General features: G+C 36.8%; 17 protein-coding genes. 11 read left to right on the top strand and 6 right to left on the bottom strand.

Features of this window, described 5'->3' with window-relative positions:
* Positions 1-13 precede the first annotated feature (13 nt).
* The 5 genes from BALCAV_RS10950 to srtB all read left to right on the top strand — a co-directional run bounded on the left by BALCAV_RS10950 (position 14) and on the right by srtB (position 6331).
* Positions 14-2683 (top strand): NEAT domain-containing protein, encoded by a 2670-nt coding sequence (locus BALCAV_RS10950; RefSeq protein ID WP_040323903.1) that lies wholly within the window; start codon positions 14-16, stop codon positions 2681-2683.
* 203 nt (positions 2684-2886) lie between these two features.
* Complete coding sequence (gene isdE / locus BALCAV_RS10945; RefSeq protein ID WP_003323619.1) at positions 2887-3780, top strand: heme ABC transporter substrate-binding protein IsdE; 894 nt, start codon at positions 2887-2889, stop codon at positions 3778-3780.
* 29 nt (positions 3781-3809) lie between these two features.
* Positions 3810-4793 carry a FecCD family ABC transporter permease gene (locus BALCAV_RS10940; protein ID WP_003323618.1) on the top strand — a complete coding sequence of 328 codons (984 nt, stop codon included), beginning with the start codon at positions 3810-3812 and terminating at the stop codon, positions 4791-4793.
* Complete coding sequence (locus tag BALCAV_RS10935) at positions 4783-5553, top strand: ABC transporter ATP-binding protein (RefSeq protein ID WP_040323902.1); 771 nt, start codon at positions 4783-4785, stop codon at positions 5551-5553. The genes BALCAV_RS10940 and BALCAV_RS10935 overlap by 11 nt, the downstream gene beginning before the upstream one ends.
* Positions 5513-6331, top strand: a complete 819-nt coding sequence (srtB, locus tag BALCAV_RS10930; protein ID WP_052044369.1) for a class B sortase — start codon at positions 5513-5515, stop codon at positions 6329-6331. Before BALCAV_RS10935 ends, srtB begins: the two co-directional genes overlap by 41 nt.
* A gap of 72 nt (positions 6332-6403) precedes the next feature.
* On the opposite strand, the gene BALCAV_RS10925 is transcribed toward srtB, so the two are convergent.
* From BALCAV_RS10925 to BALCAV_RS10905, 5 genes are all read right to left on the bottom strand, one after another.
* Entirely contained in the window at positions 6404-6868 is a 465-nt protein-coding gene (locus BALCAV_RS10925) for a hypothetical protein (protein ID WP_152563043.1), read from the bottom strand.
* 100 nt (positions 6869-6968) lie between these two features.
* A complete protein-coding gene (gene isdG, locus BALCAV_RS10920; protein ID WP_003320722.1) occupies positions 6969-7310 on the bottom strand; it encodes a heme oxygenase in 342 nt (113 codons plus the stop codon).
* Positions 7311-7357: 47 nt separating this feature from the next.
* Positions 7358-8167: an ABC transporter ATP-binding protein gene (locus BALCAV_RS10915; RefSeq protein WP_003320723.1), complete on the bottom strand. Its 810-nt coding sequence runs from the start codon at positions 8165-8167 to the stop codon at positions 7358-7360.
* Positions 8167-9156 (bottom strand): FecCD family ABC transporter permease, encoded by a 990-nt coding sequence (locus BALCAV_RS10910; protein WP_003320724.1) that lies wholly within the window; start codon positions 9154-9156, stop codon positions 8167-8169. Before BALCAV_RS10910 ends, BALCAV_RS10915 begins: the two co-directional genes overlap by 1 nt.
* Positions 9153-10082 (bottom strand): ABC transporter substrate-binding protein, encoded by a 930-nt coding sequence (locus BALCAV_RS10905; RefSeq protein WP_235213109.1) that lies wholly within the window; start codon positions 10080-10082, stop codon positions 9153-9155. Before BALCAV_RS10905 ends, BALCAV_RS10910 begins: the two co-directional genes overlap by 4 nt.
* A gap of 302 nt (positions 10083-10384) precedes the next feature.
* Here BALCAV_RS10905 and BALCAV_RS10900 point away from each other — a divergent pair, with 302 nt between their 5' ends.
* The 6 genes from BALCAV_RS10900 to BALCAV_RS10875 all read left to right on the top strand — a co-directional run bounded on the left by BALCAV_RS10900 (position 10385) and on the right by BALCAV_RS10875 (position 20770).
* A complete protein-coding gene (locus BALCAV_RS10900; protein WP_040323899.1) occupies positions 10385-11248 on the top strand; it encodes an AraC family transcriptional regulator in 864 nt (287 codons plus the stop codon).
* Between the two features lie 78 nt (positions 11249-11326).
* Entirely contained in the window at positions 11327-11659 is a 333-nt protein-coding gene (gene csaA, locus BALCAV_RS10895; protein WP_003320728.1) for a chaperone CsaA, read from the top strand.
* A gap of 237 nt (positions 11660-11896) precedes the next feature.
* Positions 11897-13051: a CapA family protein gene (locus BALCAV_RS10890; RefSeq protein ID WP_003320729.1), complete on the top strand. Its 1155-nt coding sequence runs from the start codon at positions 11897-11899 to the stop codon at positions 13049-13051.
* 306 nt (positions 13052-13357) lie between these two features.
* Positions 13358-14737 (top strand): dipeptidase, encoded by a 1380-nt coding sequence (locus tag BALCAV_RS10885; protein WP_003320730.1) that lies wholly within the window; start codon positions 13358-13360, stop codon positions 14735-14737.
* Between the two features lie 251 nt (positions 14738-14988).
* On the top strand, positions 14989-15657 hold the full coding sequence (locus BALCAV_RS10880) for a response regulator (RefSeq protein ID WP_003320731.1): 669 nt from the start codon (positions 14989-14991) through the stop codon (positions 15655-15657).
* Positions 15658-15685: 28 nt separating this feature from the next.
* Positions 15686-20770, top strand: coding sequence for an AAA family ATPase (locus BALCAV_RS10875; protein ID WP_003320732.1), 5085 nt, complete (start codon positions 15686-15688; stop codon positions 20768-20770).
* 132 nt (positions 20771-20902) lie between these two features.
* Here BALCAV_RS10875 and BALCAV_RS21630 read toward each other — a convergent pair whose 3' ends face one another.
* Positions 20903-21061, bottom strand: a complete 159-nt coding sequence (locus BALCAV_RS21630) for an anti-repressor SinI family protein (protein ID WP_003320733.1) — start codon at positions 21059-21061, stop codon at positions 20903-20905.
* Positions 21062-21530: the final 469 nt, after the last annotated feature.

The raw sequence follows: 21530 nt of genomic DNA, 5'->3' as shown, positions 1-21530 counted from the left end.
GGGGTAGCTTCATTTGAAACAGCAGTTACAGAAATTAATGATTGTTTTTTCAGTCTTTTTAATTGTGTTTTCTAGTACTCTATCAACCGCTTTTGCCGAGACGAGTACGAATGAAGAACTATTAAATGGGGAGTACGAGATTGACCTTGTCGTCTACAAAGATGGAACGACTGAGACATCGGTCATGGATGACTATGTAAATAATACAGCTTCTTTATTTGTAGAAGATGGAGAACTACTGGTTCATCTAACATTATTAAATAGTGATTGGATTAAAGTATTCCAAACTGACCGAGGTGGACAGTTTGTTGATGCGGGACTTGTCTCAGAAAATACTGAAGATGATACACGGGTTGTAAGTTTCCCAATTGAAGATTTAAATCAAAGTTTAGATGCCTTTACACATGTTGTTATAACAGGTATTCCTAATTTCCATTACGATAACGAATATACGGTTCAAGTTCAATTTGATGCAGCGAGTCTTAAAGAAATCAATGTTGAGCAACCAGAAGAAGTAGAAACTCCTGAAGAAGGAACAGAAGAACCAGGAGAAGAAGTGGAAACTCCTGAAGAAGGAACAGAAGAACCAGGAGAGGAAGTAGAGACTCCTGAAGAAGGAACAGAAGAACCAGGAGAGGAAGTAGAGACTCCTGAAGAAGGAACAGAAGAACCAGGAGAAGAAGTAGAAACTCCAGAATTAAAAGATGGTACGTATGCTGTGGCATTCTCTGCCTTACATGCGACAGATGACCGTCCTTCTTCAATGGATAGATATATCGCAAGCCCAGCTACCTTAATCGTCGAAAATGAGAAAGTATATGCTTTATTAGAAGTGTTAGATGAGCAAGGACAGATTACAGATTTACGTCTTGAATATGATGGCGAATTTAAAAGCGGCGAGTTAGTAGAAGGGGAGCCTAATCAAGTTCGAGTTGAAAAATTTGAGCTAGATCACTTAAATAACCCTGTTGCGGCAGAAGTTGATATGAGAGTGCTTATGGGTAACGGTACGATTTACGAAAACACCCAAAAGTTCCGTTTAGCATTTGATTTAGATAGTTTAGAAGAAATCGAGAATGAGAGTCCAGAAAGTCCTGAAGAAGTGTCATTAGAAAATGGTACATATTCAATCGAGTTTCGTGCACTTCATGCTACTGAGGATAACGATTCTTCTATGCAACGTTATTTAGCTAATCCTGCGACTATAAAAGTTGAGGATGACAAGATTGAATTATTATTAGGTGTCATCGAACAGCCGGGTAGTTTTATTACGGGCTTACGATTAGAAAACAATGGTGAAATGATAAGTGGAGAAGTCGTGAGTGAAGATGAAGAAGAGCTAACGAGAATTGTAAAGTTTGAGTTGGCCAATTCAATTGAAGTGATCCAAGCAGAAGTGGACATGTTTGTTCCAGCAGCTAATTATCGAAATACCCAAGCCTTTCGTTTAAGCCTTGATTTTGAAACAGCTCAATTGCTTGAAGAAGAAGAAATTGAAGAACCAGTTGTACCTACTCCTGAAGAGCCAGAATCATTAGTAGATGGAAAATATCAAATTGATTTTGCTGTGTTAAAGGACGGAACTGATGAGATTTCGGTTATGGATCAATATACCGTAAAACCAGCTACTCTAACGGTAGAAGATGGAAATCAATTCGTGGACTTAACTTTAACGAACAGTAATTGGATTACAGTTTTCCAAACGGAACAAGATGGAGCTTTAATAGACAGTGAGGTTGTAGAAGAAGATCTAGAGCAAGATACTAGAACGGTTCGCTTTAACCTAGCTGATTTAGATGAGAAGTTAAATGCCTTTACGACAGTTGTGATTCCAGAAATAAACTATAGTAGTAGTTATGAAGTACAATTCCAATTTGATAGAGAAAGTCTTGTAGATGAAGAGGGGAGTCCGGTCGTTACACCAGATCCAGAAACGGATCCACAACCAAATCCTACTCCGAATCCAAATCCAAATCCAAATCCAAACCCGAATCCTACTCCAAACCCAGGTAATGAAGATGGGGAGGAATTAGAGGACGGTACTTATTCCATCGATTTTTCTGTCTATAAAAAAGATACTACAGACATTTCGGTTATGGATGAATATACGTTAAAGCCAGCGTTATTAACGGTTGAAAATGAGCAAAACTTTATCACGATGACACTAAAAAATAGTGATTGGATTAAAGTCTTCCAAACTGAAGTAGATGGCTCATATGTGGATGCAGAGGTTGTTTCAGAGAATAAGGATGCCGATACAAGAGCTGTTCGATTTGAAGTAGCAGACTTAACCCAAGTTTTAAATGCCTATACGGAAGTTTATTTTGAAGAGCCAATTTTCTACGATGGAAAATACGAAGTCCAGTTTGCTTTTGATGTTGCGAGCATTAAAGCCGTTGGATCAGATTTTGTACCAGAGCAAGAAGATGTTGATTCAGATGATGATACGAATGGTGGAACAAATGAAGGTAATGGTAACGGTGGGAACCAAGGGTCCGAAGAGCAAAATGGCTTAAATTATGATCGTAATGATGAAGAAAAGAACCCTACTCAAACAAGTAATCAAACAGAAAACGCCAAAACAGCGGATACGACAAGCTATCTTATGATTGCTTTACTAGTAGTAACCCTTATTTCATCAGCCTTTTGGTTAGTAAGAAAGTATAGATTAGGAACTTTATAAGGTACGAATTAGTAATTAGGCTGGGACAAAACGAAAGGGTTTAAATGAGTTACGAACAAAAGACAACTTTAGCTGAGCAAGTGCACTAGGCTAAATGATTAATAAGTTCGGATTTCTCATTAGTCAAAACTCTTTTGTCTCAGCCTTCTTCTTATTTTAAATGGACAGATGAGATTTACATTTAGTCAGAAAGGGTGAAGTCGATGAGGTTTAAGCAGAGTTTGATGTTAATGGTTTGGGTGGCGTTGCTCTCCTTCGTTCTTTTTGCCTGTTCTAATGAAGTTTTGGAAACAGAGAATGAGCAAGTTGTTTTAGATATAGAGCAGGAGCATAAAATTGTTTCGACGACCGTAGCGGCTACGGAAATTTTTGCGGAATTGGAAATAGATTTAGTTGGTATTCCAACAAGCTATAAAACGTTGCCAAAACAATATGAAGATGTTCAACAGGTTGGAAATCCGATGAGTCCTGATATGGAGCTTGTTAAGTCACTTACACCAACAGAAGTGTATTCCGTTACGACTTTACAGACTGATTTAGAAGAAGTATTTAAAAGAGTCAATTTAGAGGCGACCTTTTTAGATTTTCAAAGCTTGGAAAGTATGCTTCTGGAAATAGAGCTGATTGGAGAGAAGTTTAATCGGCAAGAGCAAGCAGATGAGCTAGTTACGACCATTGTAGCTCAATTAGAAGCTGTTGAAAGCAAAGTGAAGGATAAAGAAGCCCCTTCTGTTTTAATTTTACTTGGAGTTCCAGGGAGTTATTTAGTAGCAACGGAGCATTCCTATATTGGTGATCTCGTAAAACGTGCTGGTGGTGAAAATATCGTTCAAGGGGAGTCTGTTGAGTATTTAGCTTCTAATACAGAATATTTACAGCAAGCAAATCCAGATATTATTTTAAGAGCGGCCCATGGTATGCCAGATGAGGTCATTCAGATGTTTGATGAAAAATTTGCTACTGATGATATTTGGAAACATTTTAGTGCAGTTCAAAATGGAAGAGTATTTGACTTGGAAGAGGAACTGTTCCCAACAACAGGTAATCTAGCTGTTGTCGAGGCAATGGAGCAATTAGTTGAAATGCTTTATGAATAAGAACTCAAACAGATAGAAGGGTCGAAAAAATGAAAAAGAAAGTGCTGAGTTTTTCAATTGTAAGTTTATTATTACTTGTTGTGACCGTCTATTCAGCCTTGACAGGAAGTATCCAAGTGAGTTTAGGGGAACTCATTTCGGGATTGCTATCTGGTACTAACGATGAGGTTGCGGTCATACGTGATTTACGTTTACCAAGAATTATCATTGCCATATTTGCTGGGGCAGCTTTAGCCGTCTCTGGAGCTCTATTGCAAGCGGTTATGAGAAACCCATTAGCTGATGCCGGAATTATTGGCATTTCTTCTGGTGCTGGCTTTGTGTCGATTTTAGCGGTTAGCTTTTTTCCAACTTTATATTTTGGGTCGCCATTATTTGCTTTTATCGGTGGAGCGATCGCTTGTTTTCTCGTCTATAGCTTATCTTGGAAATCGGGATTAAGTCCGATTCGTTTAATTTTAGTAGGGGTTGCTATTAACGCTGTCTTTAGTGGATTAAGTGATACGTTTAATTATCGTGGAAGCTATACGGTAACGAGTATTAGCCCAACAACTACTTCTACACTGGTGATGAAAACATGGCGTGATGTCGAGATTATGGTAACGTTTGGTTCAATCGGTTTAATTTTGGCTATGTCCTTGTTTGCTGTTTGTAATCTACTTGTCCTACAAGATAAAACAACGAGAAATTTAGGGGTATCGGTTTTAAGTTCACGGTTAATTGTTTCAAGTGTGGCGGTCTTATTAGCTGCGGTTTCAACAGCTGTTGCCGGCTTGATTGCTTTTATTGGCTTACTTATCCCACATATCGCAAGGCAATTAGTCGGGTCGGATCATAAAGTACTCTTACCATTTACCGCATTAGCGGGTGCATTGTTGCTACTTTTAGCGGATACTTTAGGGAGGACGGTTATTGCTCCGAATGAAATCCCAGCTTCGATTATCATGTCGATTATTGGGGGGCCGTTTCTGATCTTTTTACTTAGAAGGAGTGATAAACTCAATGGAAATTAATAATGTCACATTCGCTTATATAAAAGAAAAGTCACAAATTAATAATATAAGTGCAAAAGTAGAGAAGGGAAAGATTACGACAATTATTGGACCAAATGGCTCTGGGAAATCGACTTTTATTAATATTATGTCTCGGAACTTAAATCCGCTAGATGGGAATATTCTTTTGGATGGAAAGGAGATCCAGACGTATTCAGCTCGTGAATTTGCTCGTAAATTAGCGGTTGTTCATCAGCAGAATGAAGCACCTCAAGATATGACGGTTGAAAAGTTAATTGCGTTTGGGAGAGTTCCGCATAAACGAATGTTTCAGTCTCAGCGAGTAGAAGATGAGGAAGCGATTGATTGGGCAATTACATGTACCAACTTGCAATCGAAAAGAAAAATGACTTTAAATCAACTTTCAGGTGGTGAGAGGCAACGCGTTTGGATCGCCATGTCTCTTGCTCAAAAGACCCCAAGCTTATTTTTAGATGAACCGACGACTTATTTAGACATGTATCATCAAATGGAGATTTTAGAATTAATCAAACGTTTGAATAAAGAGCATGGCATGACTATCGTGATGGTGTTACATGACTTAAACCAAGCGATTCGTTATAGTGACCATTTAATTGTTTTAAAAGATGGACAGAAAATGATGGAAGGCGAACCAGCTGAAATCATTAATTCAAAGAGCGTAAGAGATATTTATGGTGTAAAAGCAGATGTGAAAAATGATGAGGAAAGTGGACTATATATTGTCCCGATCGGTATTTAAGAAGGTGAGTGGGTTGAAGAAGACTCAAAAGAAAAAGAGGCGTTTCCTCAATAGATTGGTAACGATCGTTTGTTTAGGTGTATTTCTTTTTTCATGCTATCAATTATTATCAATCGGTTTAGATTATTACCAAAATCAACGGGTGCTTGCCGATATTCAAGATGTGTATACGCCAAGTGTGGAGGTGTGGGAGGATTCTAGCAAAAGGCGTTCTTCTTTTGAACCATTATTGGAATTGAATGAAGACATTGTCGCTTGGATTACGGTTAATGATACGAAAATTGACTATCCTGTTTTACAAGCCGAGGATAATGATTATTATTTATTTAGGAATTATTTATTAGAAGAAACGAGAGCGGGCTCTATTTTTATGGATTACCGTAACCAAGTTGATGCTAATGTGGAGGATAAGCATACCATTTTGTATGGACATCGTATGAAAGATGGTACAATGTTTGCTGCTCTAAAAAACTACTTAGAGCAAGAGTTTTACGAGAGTAACCAAGTATTTGCCTATGATACTCTCTATGAAAGTTATGAGGTTGAAGTATTTGCCGCTTATGTGACCACAACTGACTTTTATTATATTGAGACAGACTTCCGAGATGAAGAACATTATCAAGAGTTTCTTAATGAAATCCAAGCCAGGTCTGTTATTGAACCCTCAATAGACATTGAAGCAGGCGATCAAATTATCACACTCTCAACCTGTGATTATCAATTAGATCGACATGAAGGGCGTTTAGTCGTGCACGGCAAGCTTATACCAAGAAGTTAATGTTGATGATAGAAGGAAGGCGGTTTTGAAGGGGAAAATAGACCCTTTAAAACCGTTTTTTCATTTTAGGGGTTAGGGAAGTAAAAGTCGTGATTCGAGCCAAAAACCCCGTGATTTCATTAATCTCATTACTAATAAAGCAAAATACGCCCCGAAATCCGGTGAGTCGGCTAATTTCATTACCAATAAAGAGTAATACGCACTGAAATCCGGTGAGTCGGCTAATTTCATTACCAATAAAGAGTAATACGCACTGAAATCAAGTGAGTCGACTAATCTCATTACTAATAAAGCAAAATACGCCCCGAAATCAAGTGAGTCGGCTAATTTCATTACCAATAAAGAGTAATACGCACTGAAATCAAGTGAGTCGATTAATTTCATTACCAATAAAGAGTAATACGCACTGAAATCAAGTGAGTCGATTAATTTCATTACTAATAAAGCAAAATACGCACTGAAATCAAGTGAGTCGGCTAATTTCATTACCAATAAAGAGTAATACGCACTGAAATCCTGCGAATCCCTTAATTTCATTACCAATAAAACTACTAAAATTCCTATCACGTAAAAAAAGACGGTCTCAAAAGGTCAAATGACTTTTTGAGACCGTCTTAGTAAGGATACGCTCTCTTTATTATTGAGCAGCTTCTAAATCGGTATCACCAGAAGTTAATGGGTTTCTTACCACTTTAACATCATAAAAGCTGATGTTATTTTCAATAATATAATCTGGAATTTCTCTTTTTGTATGTGAAGCTTTAAAAGCATCACTTTTCGTCCAGTTTTTAAAATCCTCTTTTGAATTCCAACGAGTGACAACGGATACTTCATCATAATCACGAGTATTTTGTGTAAATAAAACTTCTAAACCGAGAAAGCCTTCCATAAATTCAACTTGCCCAACTTTCTTAAAACGCTCAATTAACTTGTCACCATTACCTTTTGTAATTTTGGATTTGTTTGTTACAATAACCATTTTCACATTCCTCCTAAAGGATCTATTTATTTTTTTGAATCTAGTAGCTACAATGCTTGTTTTTGTTGAGAAAGATGATATTGCCCTTTTAAAGGCACAATGAGAGGGTAGTTATCCTCATAAATAATCTTGGCTTCAATTTGATAGATTTCTTTTAAAAATAAAGGTGTTAACATCTCTATCGGTGGACCAGTAGAGACGACCATTCCTTTTTGCATGGCTATTAAATGGTGGCAATAGGCTGCAGCCTGTTGTAATTCATGTAAAACCATTACAATCGTCATACCATGGTTGACATTAACTTCCTCAAGTAATTCCATTAATTCTAATTGATGAGTAATATCCAAAAATGTTGTCGGTTCATCAAGTAAAAGAATATTCGTTTTTTGGGCGAGAGCTAATGCGATCCGAACTTTTTGTTGTTCCCCTCCTGAAAGAGTGTGAAAGAATCGGTCTTTATGTTTGACTGTACCAGTTATTGCCATCGCCCATTCAACAATCTCTTGATCTTCTGGATTTGTATGATGTTCAAAAAAGCGTTTATAAGGGGAGCGCCCATATTGGATTAACTCTTTAACTGTTAAATTAGGTAAAGATTGTTTAGATTGAGGCATCATCGCTAATGTTTGGGCAAACTCTTTTGCTTTATAAGCATCTAGTTCCTTTTGCTCAATCATTACTTCACCAAATTCAGGTTTGACCAATCGGGAGATGACTTTAAGGAAAGTTGATTTACCTGACCCATTTGGACCAACAATAGCGGTCATTTTTCCTTTAGGAATCTCAACATTAATGTTATTTAAAGTAAAGGAGCCAATATGTACGTTCATTTGTTTTGCATAAATCGCTTTTTCCATTACATCAACCCCCTTTTCTTTAATAGATAAAGAAAGAATGGTGCCCCTAATGCTGCCAGCAATACACCGACAGGTAATTCAATTGGGTCAAACCAAGAGCGAGCAATCGTATCAGCTAACACAACTAAAATCGCTCCGTAAACAGCGGACAATGGTAGAAGATAACGATAATCTTCACCAATTAACAGCCTAATTGCATGAGGAACAACGAGTCCAACAAAGCCAATTAGTCCAGCGACACTTACGGCAGCCCCTGCTAAAAAAGCGGCTAATGTGATAAGTAAAAACCGTTGTAATTCTACTTTTTGGCCTAGTAGTTTAGCAGAATCATCTCCTAATAATAAGAGATTAGCTGGTTTAATGGCTAAAAGAGACAACAAGAGTCCAACAATTGCGTACGGTGCCATAAACTCAAGATGATACCAGCTCCGCCCATTTAATCCACCTGCAAGCCAAGGAATGACTGACTGAATTCGGTCACTAAAAATAACCATCAGTCCATTTTGAACAGCTCCTACAAGGGCGTTAATCGCAACCCCTGCTAAAATGATTTTTAGAGGAGAGGCCCCTTTATCCCAAGCGAGAAAGTAAATAATCATTGCTGTGACAAAAGCTCCAAGAAAGGCTGAAATAGGCAACATATAACTTAAGTGTGGAAAAACAAGCATGGTCATACTAGCCATTAACCCACCACCAGCCGTAACCCCGATAATCCCAGGGTCAGCAAGTGGGTTCCTCATCACACCTTGTAATATACAACCAGCAACGGCTAGACATGCCCCAACTAAAAGCCCAATCAGGATTCTAGGAAGTCGTAAATCAACTAAGATTGTTTGGTAAATCGATGGCTCATTGCCAGTAAGGACACGCCATATTTCGGTAAATGGTACTGAGACAGAACCATAGGTTAATCCAAATAAGGAGACGATTATTAGAAGCAGAGGGGCAAAGATAATTAAGCCCTTCCGTCTTCGTGAACGGTTTTTCATGGTGATTCATCGCTTTCTATCGAACGAAATATTTCAACAAGAATATCCAAGGCCTCGGTGACCTTAGTGCCAGGATTTGACCCGAACAGATCTGATGGTAAAACATCAATTCTTCCTTCTTTGACAGCGTCTAAATTATTCCATGCTGCATTTTGTTCCATTTCTTTTAAAAAGCCTGCTTTCACTTCATCAGAATTTCCGTGACTCATCAAAAGAATGTATTCGGGCTCAGCTTCAATAATTCTTTCCGTATTTAATTGAGCATATTGTGGATAAGCGTCTAATTGTTGAAAATCACTGGCTATATTTTCACCACCAGCTACTTCAAGTAAATTTCCGCTTAATGAATTCGGCAAAGCGGCCATATACGTACCCGGTGCCCCGTAAATAAGGAGAACACGTGTTTTTTGTTCGGGAAGTGTGTCAGATAAGTTTGAAATATGCTCTTCCATATTTGTAATTAATTGCTCAGCTTGCTCCTCTTTTTGTAACATCTCACCAAATAAATGTATTTGTTGCTTAATGTCTTCAATGGATTGAGCTTGCGTCAGCACCATTTTAGCTCCAAGACTTTCAATCGTTGGAACGTCTTTTAAATTCATTTGCGAATGGCCAAGGACAACATCCGGTTGAACATAGGTGATTCTTTCAAGGTCCACTTCATGTGTAGAACCTACCTGGGTCACTTCCGTTGCTTCTTCTATTGAAGGGGGACCACTTGAGTTTGGTCGTCCTACTAACTCTGCTCCAAGTGCATAAATAATATCCATCTCACCATTACTTAAAGCCGCGATTCGTTCGGGTACTTCATTAAATGAATGAGATTGATTAGCAAAATCGGTAATCGTAAATCCAGACTCTGAAGAGGCGGCTGGATCGGAATGAACATTATGATCAGGTGCAGAGGAGCAGCCTGTAAGGTACAAACAGGCAAGTAAAAAAAGAAAAATAGATTTCTTAACCAGAGAAACTCCTCCTTACGAATTTTAAATGATAATGAATATCAATATCAACTTTAAATTAAATGATAATGAATATCATTCTTAGTGTCAAGTACAATATATGAATTTTTTTTCTAATTAATGCGACAATTTATCGATAAATGGGATAGTATATGAGTTTTATTTAATTATGATTGATGAGAAAATGAAACTGATAGGAGAGAGCACATACAGTCAGGATATCAACAAGTGAATCGTTTAAGATGAAACGCGAAGGGGAGGATATTGTGGAAGCTTTGACCAATTTTTCAAGCAGTATTGAGTATATAGAAAGTCGACTTCAGGAGAAAATTGAAATAGAAGAATTGGCAAAAATCACTCATTTTACAAAGTTTCATTATCAACGAATGTTTTATATGCTCACTGGGGTAACGGTTGCCGAATATATTCGGAGGAGAAGATTAACATTAGCGGCACAAGAGCTACTCTCTTCTAAAGAAAAGGTGATTGATGTCGCAATGAAATATCGTTACGATTCGCCTGAAGCTTTTACAAGAGCCTTTCGAAAGTTACACGGGGTTTCCCCAAGTCAGGTGAGGAAAAATGGGATTAAGTTGTCTGCTTATCCGAAAATTTCCTTTCAACTTCAAATCAAAGGAGCGATTGATATGAATTATCAAATTTTAGAAAAAGGTAAGATGGAGGTTGTGGGGAAGAGCATTCGAATTAGCACCGAAAATGGAGAGAACCACCAAAAAATTCCGTTGTTTTGGAATGAATTTAATTCGGATGGATCTAGTGAAGAGTTAGAAAAAGTTTGTACTGAGTTGGGGTATTTAGGTGTTTGTTTAAACTTTGATGAAGAGCAAAAAGAATTTGATTATATGATTGCTGTTGAAATACGTGCCGGGGAAAAGGTGCCTAATGGTTATGTGAAAGAAATGATACCAGCAGCTACTTGGGCAGTCTTTGAGGCGGTCGGACCAGCAGCTAAAGCGGTTCCGGAAGTGACGGGAAGAATTTTCTCTGAGTGGCTACCTTCAACTGGTTATGAACTTGCGAACAAACCAGAGTTGGAAGTTTATCCAGCTGGCGATGTCACAGCTCATGATTATAGGACGGAAATTTGGATGCCGATTGTCAAAAAGTAGAGAATAACAATGGATGAATGACAAGTACTTGAACAAGTGCCCTCCCTTTCAGTACACTTGAAAAAAGGAGGGGCACAAATGGCAACGATTGAAGACTTTTTAGAGCTTGATATCCGAACGGGAACGATAGTAGAAGCCGATTTTTTTGCGGAGGCGAAGATCCCCGCAATAAAATTGAAAATTAACTTTGGCGATGAATTAGGGATTAAATCTTCAAGTGCTCAAATTACAAAACGATATAAGGCTGAACAAATAGTTGGTCAACAGGTTATTGCAATCGTAAATTTTCCACCACGACGAATCGCGGGTTTTAAATCGGAAGTGTTAGTCCTAGGCGCAGTTCCTAATGAAGGGGACGTCGTTTTATTAAAACCAGAACATCAGGTCGAAAATGGTACAAAAATTTTATAAATAAAATGGTATGATGTAAAGCTAAAAAGGGAAAAAAGCATAATAAAAACTCTATTTAATAATAGGGTTTTTTATTTTGGTTATTAAGCGTGGTCTTTATTTTATTGGAAGTAGAGGGACAACAATGCCTATGACGTGCTTTCTTTACAAAATAATACAAAATTACCTAAAGAACAGGAATCTTGAATCATAAAGTCGAATAATGGTGTATGAAAAGAATCGGAAGGTGTGTTCTAAATGCAGAAAAAAGTAGTCTTTTTTCTTTCTTTCATTGCTGTTCTTCTTTTAGGGTGTCAAGAAACGATTAGTTTGAGTGAAGATGAGCAAGTAACGGTTCCTTCTAATGAGCAAACAGAATCAAGCATCATTGAAATGGATGAGGAGGAAGAAATCGTCCAAAAGGAAGAAAAGACGATTGTGATAGGAGCCATTGGTGATATCTTATTACATGAACGGGCTTATGAGAGAGCCGAAGTGGAAGACGGATATGACTTTAATCCAATGTTAGAAAATGTAGCTTCAATGTTGGCAAAACCTGATTTTTTAATGGCGAACCAAGAATCGATTCCAGGTGGGATAGAAATTGGGTTGTCCACTTATCCAGCTTTTAATAGTCCACAGGAAATTGTACGTGAACTCCAATTTTATGGTGTCGATATGTTAATAGGGGCGAATAATCATACGTTAGATCGTGGTGTCAGAGCGATTGAGCTAGCGATCGATTATTATGACGAGATTGGTATCGACTATGTAGGAAAATATCGGGATACAGAAGATCGTGAAACTGACCGAATCGTGGATGTAGAAGGAATTGAAATCGGTGTGTTAGCTTACACGTATGGAACGAATGGAATCCCAGTTCCCGATGGTCATGAAGATGTCGTTGCCTTAATTGATGAAGAAAGAATTGAACAAGACGTTAACGCTCTTCGTAAAAAGGTCGATATTTTAATTGTACATATGCATTGGGGAGATGAGTATGCCTTAGAACCTAATGATGAACAACGCCGTTTAGCAAATGAATTATCAGAAATGGGAGTCGATCTTATATTTGGCCATCACCCCCACGTGCTGCAACCGATCGATAAAATTGAGCAAGAGGATGGCCATGAAACGATTGTCTTTTATTCACTAGGAAACTTTTATAGTGGTCAAGAATTCGATTATACTGATATCGGCGGACTCGCTTCAGTTGAAGTGAAAAAGACAACAATCGGAGAAGAGACAACGTTTGAACTTAACAATTATCATATCGAGCCAACCCTTGTGCTTCGTCAAGAATACGATTATCGGGTTGTTCCATTTGCAGAGGCCGAACATCCATCGATTTCTGGTAGTACGGTTGAAGAAATGATTGACCATACGAATCTCTATTTAGCAGAAAGTGAATAGGCCTTTTCGGTGATAAAAAGGTAAGGAAGATCATTTGTTTTAATAGTTGACGTTTTTTTAGTTTCATTAGCTATTTAAGAATCTAATAAGCACCATTTTTAAAAGGGGAACTGGCTTTTTATGCATTAGTGTTGAAGCCAGTTCCCTTTTTGTGTTGAGGAAAGAGTGGGCAGTTGTCGAACTACTACAGTTAATTAGCCATAAACATTACTTTTTTCCATAATAAGTTTTGTAAGCGTAATCACTAAAGACAATTCATTAATATGGTAAAATGAAAAAAAGACTATTCAAAAAGGAATGAGCCAGATGAGTGAAGCAGTGAAAACATATTTACAACAAAATAGGGACAAGCATTTAAGTGAACTAGGAGATTTCTTGAGTATCCCTTCTATTAGTGCCTTATCTGAACATAAAGAGGATGTTCGTCATGCGGCAGAATGGATGGAAAGTTCTTTAAAGGACGCAGGCGTGGAGAATGTACGTTTAATGGAAACCGGTGGTCATCCTGTTGTCTATGGGGATTGGTTACATGCCGCAGGAAAACCGACTGTTTTAATTTATGGTCATTATGATGTGCAGCCTGTCGACCCAGTGGAACTGTGGGAAACCCCGCCATTTGAAGCCCATATACGAGATGAAAAAATTTATGCTCGTGGCGCTAGTGATGACAAAGGACAAACGTTTATGCATGTCAAAGCGATTGAGGCATTATTGAAAGTGAATGGAGAACTACCAGTAAATGTTAAGTTTCTAATTGAAGGGGAAGAGGAGATCGGCAGTGTGCACCTTGATTCATTTGTGGAAGAGCACCGTGAGCTTCTAGCTGCAGATGTACTTGTTATTTCAGATACCCCAATGCTTGAGAAAGGTCGTCCCGCTATTTGTTCTGGTTTAAGAGGGTTAAGCTCTTTACAAATAGATGTTAAAGGGGCAAAAGGCGACTTACATTCTGGACTGTATGGAGGCGGCGTTCAGAATTCCATTCACGCTCTTGTCCAAATTCTCGATTCTATGAGAGATTCAGAAGGACGTGTGACCGTTGCAGGGTTTTATGACAAAGTAGAAGAGTTAAACAAGGATGAGCGTGCCGCAATGGCAGAGTTGAATTTTGATGAGGAGAATTTACAAAAAGAGCTCGAAGTTCCAGAGTTATTTGGTGAAAAAGGGTATTCCATGATTGAGCAAACTTGGATTCGTCCGACCCTCGAAATTAATGGAATATACGGAGGGTTTCAAGGGGAAGGAGTTAAGACCGTGATTCCATCAGAAGCCCATGCTAAAATTACATGTCGCTTAGTTCCAACCCAAGATCCAGATGAAATTGCGAGCTTAATTGAGAAGCATATTGCTGCTAATACCCCAAAAGGAGTGACGGTGACAACGAAGCGTTTTGATTCAGGTAAACCTTTTGCAGCACCTGTTGACCATCCTGCTTTTCAAATTGCCGCAAAAGCTTATGAAGAGGTTTATTCGGCACCTGTTGCCTTTACAAGGATGGGTGGTTCCATTCCTGTTGTTGAAACGTTTGACCGGATTCTCCAAGTGCCGATAGTGCTTATGGGATTCGGATTACCATCGGAAAACTTCCATGCTCCAAATGAACACTTTCATTTAGAAAACTTTGATAAAGGGTTGCAGACGATTTCAACTTATTTAGAGAAATTAGGCACACAATTAAATAATTAAATGGATAAACTCAGCGATAGATGAATATTTTCTATTAGCTGAGTTTTTTGATCCTTATAAGTAATTACTAAAAAATGCCTATATCAAATTGATTACTTCTTTAACATGTAGTACATTTAATTTACTAATATGATAATTCTTATAATAAGAAAATTCTTGAAAATCAGTTGGATAAACAGTTTAGACGGAATTAGTTTCTTAAGTTCTCTTAAGATTTTTTTTCTGAATTTTTTAGTGATTGGAGTAGTGGTATGAAGCGGATTAACATTATGATTGTTGACGATCAAACATTAATGAGAGAAGGGCTTAAAACGATTATTGAACTTGAAGAGGATATGGAGGTAGTTGCGACAGCTGAAAATGGTGAAGAAGCGATTAGAAAAGCTGAGCAAACCCAACCAGATTTAATTTTAATGGATATTCAAATGCCGATTATGAATGGAATCGATAGTTTAAAAGAGATTAAGTCTAAATTAAATGATGTGAAAATATTGATTTTGACAACGTTTGCAAATGATGACTATATTATTTCTGGATTACTTAATGGGTCAGAAGGTTTTTTGTTAAAAGACATGAATTATGATCAATTAATTAGTTCTATTAGAAGTGCTTATCAAGGACAAATTATTTTGCCAAATTTAATTGCTAAAAAATTAGCAAAGAGAATTGCCCAGCATGAGCCTGAAAGACCACGAGTCTTTAATCAAGATTTTATAAATGATAAAGGCATTCGATTTTCGAAAAGAGAAAAAGAAGTAATTGAATTGCTTGTTCAAGGTTTTAGCAATAAAAAAATCGCTGATTCTTTATTTATTAGTGAAGGGACCGTAAAGAATTATATTAGTGAAGTGTATAGCAAAATTGAGATTAATGACCGTGCTCAGGCGATTATTTACTTAAATCAATTTATGTCTTATTAATTTTAATAAAAGGAAAGGGCGTCTTGATATGATTGAGGGTTATCATTTTATTGAAACGCTTGTGAATGCAGAAGATTTTATAATTTATCGAGCGTTAGATGAACAGACAAATGATGAAGTTTTAATTAAAATGTCTACCTTATACCAAACTTCAAAAGCCCAGGAAGATATGTTAGAGCAGACGGTCAGCATTAGTGCACGATTACCTGATGATGCAACTTTAAATTTTAAACTCTATTATGAAAAATCGGCTAGAAGAAAACCTTACTTAATGGCACCAGATGTTGGAGCGATTCCTCTAGATTTGTACATAAAGAGATCTTTGTTAGCCCACCTTGATTATTTAACCATCACGAAAGAAATAGCAGTGATTCTCGCTCAGTTACACCAACATCGGTATGTTTATCAGTCAATTACACCTTCCTCCATCATGATATTCCCACAGACTAAAAAAATGATTTTTACGGATTTTTGCTTTTCTATAAAAGAATCGACTTTGGTGACAGAACCGTCAATCCAACCGATTATTAAACGAATGGCTCCATATTTATCACCTGAGCAGACGGGGAGAGTTGGTCGATTAGTCGATACAAGAAGTGATTTTTACTCACTAGGTATTTTATTATACCAATGGTTGACAGGTAGATTACCATTTATTACAGAGGACGAAACAGAATGGATTCATGCCCATATTAGCAAAATGCCATTGCCACCACATGAACTGAATAAAGAAGTTCCCAAAGTGTTCTCGTTGATTGTGATGAAGCTTTTAGAAAAAAATCCTGATAATCGATATCAAAGTGCATTTGGATTAATACGGGATTGTGAAAGATTAGAAAGTGAACCATCCATTTTAAAAAACAATCAGCCCTTTATTCTAGGGAGTGAAGATCAATCGACAAATCTAATTTTCTCGAATCATCTTTATGGGTATGGAGAGAAAGTGGTGAGATTACAAAATTGTTTTAAGAGAGTAAAAGATGGCGAAACAGAAGTCGTTTTAATTGAAGGGGAGTCTGGAACAGGGAAGACAGCTATACTTGAAAAGGCTTTTCAGCCGTTTGCAAAAGAAGCTTACTTTATCCAAGGTGTTTACGAAAAGAGAAATGCTCATCAGCCGTACCACGGTTTAATAAACGGGTTTGTCCGCTTTGTTGATGGAGTTTTAGCATCTGGTACAGAAGAGGTTAATAAATGGAATCGTATTTTTATAGAGGAATTAGGAGATTCCTTATATAGAATAGGTGAAATTTTCTCGGATATTTATTTGATTGTTGACGAGAGCGACCTCCGTGTAACGATTATGGAAGAAACAGAATCTAGAATAACGTTTAAACAAGCTGTTTATTCGCTTTTAACTTGTATAGCTGGGCAAGGAAAGCCAGTTATCTTTTCAATTGATGATATCCAGTGGATGGATCAAGCCTCCTATCAACTCCTTAAGGATGCCCAAACCTTTTATAGTCTCGCTAATATTTTATTTATTTTTGCTTATCAAACGGATCACGACGCAGAAACAGCCATAAAAGAGGATGTACGTCAAGGTCTCTTTATGAATCGGGCTGTTGATTTAATCGTGAATTTAAATCCCTTTACAAAAGAGCAAATCGAACCTTGGCTTAGCCAATCCTTTAGCTTAGGAAAAATGATGAGTGATGAGGTTGTAAATACTCTTTTTGAAGCAACAAAAGGCAATCAGCTCTTTCTTCAGCAAGCTGTAAAAACTTTATATAAACAGGAGCAGTTTGTCTTTAATCAGCTAAGGGGATATTGGACGTTTATTAATCCTCTTATTGAACCGCTTAAAAGGAAAGGAGACGATAAGTATATTTATACTAAACTGAGTGGACTGTCGACTCAAGTAGAGGATATTTTAAGTTATTGCTTATGTATAGGGTATCAATTTAAAAGCGATATATTATACGAAGGTCTTTCTATCCCAAAAGCGATTATTGATTATAGTATTCAACAATTACAAGCTGCCGGAATAATTAAAAAGGTAGAGGTGGAGTTTGATTTCTTTCAAGTGATGAGGTTCGTGGAAGAAGACATATGGCAAACGCTCTACAATCATTTGTCCGATAAGACAAAAGCAGAAAATCACTTTCGTATAGGGCAAACATTGCTTAATAAGCATACACAACGACAAGTACTCTCTACTAGTATCGATCATTTTAATCAATGTTTTAATTTACAGTTATCTGAAAAAACGAAAAATGAAATGGCTGAGTACAATCTCATTTTAGGGAGGCGATATTTGGAATTAGAAGCTCATCATTGCGCTAACACTTATTTTGCTAACGGATTAAAGTGGTTAGAAGGAGATACATCTTCACATTTATCCTTTCAATTACTCCTTGGTAAAGCGAGATGTTTATATGCAGTGGCTCAAAATAAAAAAGCCCAAGACCTAACAAGAGAGCTTTATGAAAAAGCGACTAGCATAAAAGAAAAGATTGATGTTCTTACGATAGAAATTAAAATGACCAATCATTTAGTTGATCCAGAAAAAGTGATTAACTTGGCACTAGAAGGATTATCTCTGTTAGGTTATTCCTTCCCTAAAAGAATGATCGGTTTTCATATTTTTAAAGAACTTGTTACGGTACGTTTAAAGATGAGGCGTATCGACAAGCAGGAGGAAGAATTGCCAATCGAATATGGTGAGCGTGAAAAAATGATTTTTTCCATGCTTGAAGCAATGGGGATTGCTGTATATGGATATAAACGTGAGTTGTATGCACTACATATATTAAAGCTGATGCAGGCCCAATATCCAAGCTTCAATCAGGCTAATTCCTCATTAATTCTCTCTCAGTATGCGATGGTTTTAAGTGAGGGATTAAGTGACTTTTCGGGGGCTTACAAAATATCAAAATGGGCTAACGAACGAGTTGGGCATAAAGCAGATTCATTTACAAAAGGAGTCACTCATTTTATTTTTTCAGGCTTTATTCAACATTGGGGCGAACCCCTTCAAAATAAGATTGAATATTTACAAAATAGCTTCGAGATGAATAAAAAGGCAGGGAATCTAGTCGTTGCAGGTGGATGTTTAATCATGTCATTTAATACTTTTTTAATGATGGGACTATCTGTGCCAACATTATTAAAACATGTCGAGGATTTTCGCCATAAAGCTCAGCTTTTAAGGCTAGAGGAGTTTATTGAATATTTTAATCTAGTAGAAAAAATTATTGAGAGATTAGCCGATGTGCAAGTGGCAAGAGAACGACGCAAAGAAATAGAGGCAGTTTATAAACGATTAAAAAAGCAGTTTAAATCTAGAGAAACCACTCTTTCCTATTTTTCTTTGTTAATGATCTTTTATTGGACGGTTACGAAAGAATATGAAAAGTCTTTAAAAGAGGTCAAAGAAAGTCAATTCTTATTTGCTGATCGAAATAGTGTGTTAGGCTCAGCTCAGTGTGAGTACTGGGTTTATCATAGTCTTTCTATCTGTTTATCTGAAGATTTGACTAAAGCGGAAAGGAAACAATATGTTAAAACTGTTCGTTCCTATTTAAAAAATATAAAAAAGTGGAAAAAGCAAAGTGCAGACAATTTTGCGAGCCGCTATTTTATCATTGAAGGCTGTTATTATTTATTGAAACAATCTTATGAGAAAGCGATTCAATCTTTTAAACAGTCTGCTAAACTAGCGAAGGAACAAAATTGTATCCATCAAGAAGCTTTGATTAAACAAGTGTTGAGTATGATTCATTTAGAAAAAGGAAAGCAAGCATTAGGACATAAATATTTGCAGCAAGCAAATGATGATTTTCAATTTTGGGGGGCTGAACTGGTTGTTGAATTAAATAGGCAGTCTGTTCATATTGAAAAGCCAAAAACGATCACAGATAACAGCTTTATGGTAGGCTCCATAGATACAATTAGTTTAATGAAGGCCTCCCAAGTTCTGTCACAAGAGATTGTTTTAGAAAAGGTCTTGCAGCATTTAATGAAAATTGTTTTAGAATATGCCGGAGCAGAAACGGGTGTTTTAATTCTTGCAAAAGAGGAACAATTATATATTGAAGTGAGAGGAGAAGTGAAGCAAGATATTACGACAATTGAAGTTGTAAAATCTATTCCGGTCTACTCTTATGGGAAAGTCCCGACAACTCTAATTGATTATGTCGTTAAGCTACGAAAGGCGATAGTCTTTGAGAATTTAACAAAAGATACACGGTTTAATAACGACAAATATATCGAAGAACAAACACCGCAGTCTGTGCTAATTAGTCCGATTACTCACCATAAGAAATTAATGGGTGTTCTCTATTTAGAAAATAACTTATCGACACATGCTTTTACAAAACAAGATATATCGCTCTTAAACCTTTTAATGAACCAAGCGGCTATTTCGATTGAGAATGCCCGTCTTTATAAAGAAATGCAAGTATTAAATGAATCATTAGAAGAAAAGGTAAAAAGTCGAACCTATTATTTGGAAAAAACACAAAAAGAAATGGCACAGACTTTGGCAACCAAATCGGTTCTAGAGGAACGAAACCGTATTGCTCGAGATATTCATGACGTTGTTGGCCATACGTTAACAACAGCTATCGTGCAAGCCGAAGCTAGTCGACGTCTTTATCACAAAAATGAAAAATTGTCGATCGAGAAACTAGAGCTATCACAACAATTAATTCGGAAAGGTTTAAATGAAATTAGACGTTCTGTTAAACTTCTAAATCAATTCGATACAGAAGAGGAAATCGATTTTGCAAAAGAGATAAATAAGGTTATTCAAGAAACAGAGCTAAGTACGGGGGTAATCATTGATACACAAATAGATATTCCCGAGTCTATTCCCTCAGTCGAAATTAAAAAGATGATAATCCTAGCTTTAAAAGAATCTTTTACTAATGGACTTAAACATGGCAATTGCACACGATTTTATGTTCGATTCCAACAAACAGGCAAACAACTTTACTTAAAAGTAGTTGATAATGGAAAAGGAGTGGAAGAAGTTGAATTTGGTTTTGGTTTGCATTCGATGAGGGAGAGGGTAAAAGCACTTGAGGGAGAGCTTTTTGTGGAATCAACAGCGGGTATTGGAACGTCAATTGAGATTAGGGTAATTAACACGGAAAAAATAAAAGTATAAAAAAGAAGAACATAGCTTTTCTGCTCAATTGAGCTACTCAAAAGGTCAGCCGGTCTTTTAAGTAGCTTTTTTGTGTGCGAAGTAGGTGTATTCCTGAATCATCATTGGCAAAAGGATGAGTTTGAGTTGTGATTAAATAATTTTCGATAGTTTAGTGTCTGGTGGTGGTTCTTTGCTCACATAAACTTCTGAATTTGATAAGAAAGTCTTGATTTCTTCGATTGATAACCCAAGCTGTTTGGCCTCTTTTATTAGTGAAACCCATTCAAGATCAATTGCTACCCTTTCCATGCTCGTAACTCCCCCTCAGAAATTAACTTCAATAAAAATTTTATAAATGCACAAAAATAAACGTAAACATTGAATCGCTAATAGAACAGAATGGTGAGTGTTATAGTTTAATTTTAACTATATTGAAAAAAATGGATAGTTACTACAGTCATAAGTTTAGTCACGGATTCACGAAAAGTAATTAGGTTAGAATATTAATAGTAGTAAGAAAATACTAAATTATTAAATGATAAAATACCCATCATATAAAAATAAGGGAGGAAAAAATAGGACGATTTTTATAATGGAAGACGATGGAAGTGAGTTCTTTTAGTATTTTGACTTATGTCTAAAGGACCTACAAAATAGGAAAATAAAATAATTGATTTTAAGTAGTGCGGAGGATTCGGAAGTAGGAGGGCGTTATTACATAATTATTTGAATGTTTCGGATAAAAAGGAACAGAATGCTCCTAAACAAGAGTCGGTCA

Origin of the sequence: Alkalihalobacillus alcalophilus ATCC 27647 = CGMCC 1.3604, assembly GCF_000292245.2 — a bacterium.
GTDB lineage: Bacteria > Bacillota > Bacilli > Bacillales > Bacillaceae_D > Alkalihalobacillus > Alkalihalobacillus alcalophilus.
This window is presented reverse-complemented; position numbering and strand designations above follow the sequence as displayed.